The sequence below is a fragment of the Candidatus Korarchaeota archaeon NZ13-K genome, assembly GCA_003344655.1.
In the GTDB taxonomy this organism is placed as follows: domain Archaea; phylum Korarchaeota; class Korarchaeia; order Korarchaeales; family Korarchaeaceae; genus Korarchaeum.
Map to the genome: position 1 here is coordinate 1 of MAIU01000102.1, position 3,592 is coordinate 3,592.

General features: G+C 57.2%; 2 protein-coding genes. Both read right to left on the reverse strand.

The window, feature by feature from the left end; genetic code table 11:
* On the reverse strand, positions 1–1,636 hold a 1,636-nt coding region (locus BA066_07275), incomplete at its 3' end, for a hypothetical protein (protein RDD52892.1).
* Between the two features lie 88 nt (positions 1,637–1,724).
* The coding region (locus BA066_07280; protein RDD52893.1) for an S-layer protein at positions 1,725–3,592 on the reverse strand (1,868 nt) is incomplete at its 5' end.

Below are 3,592 nucleotides of genomic sequence, written 5' to 3' on the forward strand. Positions count from 1 at the left end.
TGACCAGGGCCGTCCCGTTCCCCTGGAACGTCGTGACGAGCTCGAATCCTGAGGAGAGCCTCTCCACGAACGCAAGATCTGTTATAGGGAGGTCCCCCTTGTTGGAGAATGTCAGGGTGACGTTTACTGGCTTCCTCAGCTGAACTGAGGTCGGGCTGACAAGCTTCGACTCTAGTATTAGGACCGGATTCCTGACAAGCCTCAATGGGAGGGATTTCGCGAATATGGGCTTGCTGGAATTCCCCTCCCTGAGGATTATCTTGACGCTGACGTTCTGGGCGGATGGAAGGCCATCCGGCGCCGCTATCCTGAATGTGAACTCCCTCTCCTTCCCCCCATCCAGGCTGAACCTGACCTCGGACTTGTCGAGGAGCGAGGCAGGGGGCTGAACATTCACGCTCATGCTAAGGGAGAGCTGCTTCGATATCCTGTTAGCGACGCTCACCTTGAGGTTCAGGGAGGTCCCCTCAACCAGCACGGTCGGCGAGTAGTCGCCGTAACCCCCCACGAAGTAGGCAGTGGAGGAGAGAGAGGAGACCCTGAGCCAGTTGGAGAAAACCGAAACGTAGGGATAGGTGTAGGAGTACCTGAGCCAGATGAACGGGAAGTCTGTGAACAGGCCGTCCGGCCTGATCGTGTTGGCCAGATCAGCTATCACAGCCCCGTAGTTCGAGACGAGCCTATCGGTCTCGAGGTAGCCGAGCGAGGACAGCTTCGCCAGCACGCTCAGGGCTGAGGCGGTCATGTAGTCGTAAGTTCCTGAGGAATATGCTTGCTTCACGTTAGCATCCAGGTAGTTAACTATCCCTTTTATCAGGGATTCGTCGAAGCTGTAGCCCTGATAGAGGGCCTCTGCTATGGCGTCAGCAACCTCCCCGGTCACGTATATTGCCTTGGACTTCTCCTCCTCCCAGTAGACCATGTCCCCGGACCTGCTGGCCACAGCTGAGAGGTAGTTCAGGGCCCTCCTCACGCTCTCATCAGGCACCCTCAGGCCGGCCTCCCTGGCGGCCAGCAGCGCCTTTAGCGCGGCAGCTGTCACTGTGGGCGTGGGCTGCTTGTACTGGAAGACGTCCGCCTGGGGTATCCTCCCCCACCCCCCTCCCTCGTCCTGCAGGCCTATGAGCCTCTGGACCGAGCTGGAGAGGGAGCTAAGCCTCTCCCTCGGAAGGGCCCCAGATGATATAGCCAGGGAGATCGCCCTCACCGCCAGAGCTGTGAAGTACGTGTCAACCAGCTTGCCGCTTATGTCGGATCCCCAGGCACCATCAATCGAGCTCTGGATGAGCCAGCTCGTTATGGATGCGAGCCTTCCCTTGGCGGCCGAGACAGTGCTTGGATTGAAGTTAGCGAAGTTCTGGGCCTGGAGGGCCTCCCCGATTATCAGGGAGGCGTATATGTTGAACTCAAGGTCGGGGATTGCCCCGAAAGTGAAACCGCTCTTATCGACATAGAGGACCCCGTTGACGAAGCCGTAGCTCCCCCTCGGCACCTCGCTTATGGACTTGTACTCGGGAACCCTGGCGACGCTCTCCATGGGCTTCTCAACGGCCTTCTCGATGATGTCCAGCTGCGATCGCGCCTCGAAGCTAGGTATGAGCATGAGCAGGAGCAGCAGCAGGAAAGCGTATCGCATAATGAGGGCTCGCACACCCACTATATAAGGAGGATTTAGACCTTAGACTCAGGTCATGGGGACGATGGTCTAAAAAAGGGGAGGGGGTTTAGCTGCTGGGCAGCCCGACCGGGACGACGAGCACGGGCTGCACCACGACCTTCGCCGGCACAGTCGTCGGCCTTATACCTATCACTATGACCGCGGGCGCCGTCTTTCCGACTCCAGCATTGTAGAACGTGCTTATGGTTATGTTGGCGAGCTTGGTCGGGTCAGCGAGGGCTATGCTGGCGCTGAGGGTACCGAACCTGTCGGTACCTGCCACCACCAGTATCTCCTTGTCAGGGTTCCACGGGTTGCTCTTAGCATACTGTATCACTCCGAGACCGTTGCCGCCCTCTATCTTGTAGACGTAGGTCGGATCTATCGTCGGGTCTATCAGGCTGAGGGCGTATGTCAGGTTGATGTCCCTCTCACCGGGAGCGCCGAGCGGGTTGTAGAGCCACGTCACCTTGCCATCCGTCTTGTAGAGTATGTAGAGGTTGCCGGTGTCGTTGAGGTACTTCACGAGGCTGTTGACGAGAGGACCGCCGACGAGTATGAGCTTCTTGTTCTTGACGTCATCGCTCAGGGTCTTGCCGTCGAAGACCCAGCTGTCCATGTAGGCTATTGGGGCCCTGACGAAGCTGTAGACCTCCTCGGGGTTGGCGAAGTTGAATATCAGGTCCTTGTACTCGGGTGGCGTGACGTCCTCGTAGACAGTCTTGCCCTCGGCTGTCGTCACGGGAACGAGCTCCGTGGCTCCCTTGAACACTCCGTCCTTGTTGCGGTCCTCAACCCTGTCGTATATGCCCGCGAACACTCCAGTGGCGTTTATCGGGTAGAACCAGTTGAGCTGCCAGTGCCAGACCGCCTTTGTCACGTTGTCACTCTCTCCGGTCGCATAAGGACTTACCTGATCTATGGTCTTCGGGCATATCTCATAATCAGGATAGAAGGCGGTGTAGCCGTAGAGCTCATCATCATTTTCCTCGTAGAAGTCCTTCAGGAAGGTCTTGCACTCGGTCTGGGCCAGCGTCCTCTCTCCCTGAGTGAAGTTGTAGATGCCCCATGTGGGTCCGCAGCTGGGACCGCAGTACTCAGGACTCACGGTCGGCGGCAGGGCGGGGCACTCAGCGTAGGCCTTGACAGCGCCGCTCACGACGCTCGTGAACCACAGTTCCTTCCCTCCGACCAGAAGCTTGCCATCGGGGTTGAGGGGCTGGTACCACCCGGTCTCGTTCTTTACGAAGATCGACGCACCAAGCGTGCCGTTCTTGACGACCACGTACCACTCATCGACGTTCGTACCCAACTTCCAACTCTCGTAGAGGTTGTAGTAGCCGCTTATTCCCTTGAATTCCTCATCCTGAGCGAGCTTGTTCACCCAGGGAGCGAAGACCTTGCTCGTGTCGACTATGTATCCCTTGGCATCATCGAATGTTGTTACTGTACCGGGATAGTTTACTCCGGTGTAATCGAGCCACATGTTGCCTCCAGCGAACACCTTCGGGCCGCTCGGGTCTGGGTAGGTGCTCTTCTCCAGTATCACATCAACATACCTGCTTCCAGTATCCTTATCAGCAGCACCCGCGTAGTCACTGCCGGCCGGGTGAGGCCACCCGTAATCGCTATAGAAGAACCACAAAGTGTTGTACCAGTCGAAGTGTGTATCATCAGTAGTTGCTCTATAGGTCTTTCCGTAGCCTGGGTAGATGTTGGGAGCGAGTATGAGCGAGTAGAAGTCCATCGTGACTATGTTCAAGCGCGCATCAACGTCCCTCACGGTTATGCCGAAGTAGGTCGTCAGCCTCTCGGTGTCGTTCACCTTACCGTCGCCGTCTATGTCAGCGAGTATGTAGAGGTCCCTGTGAGTTATGCTGTAGAGGTAGAAGTTGAAGCTGAGCGGATCGTTGTCCGTGGGAACTCCTCTTCCAG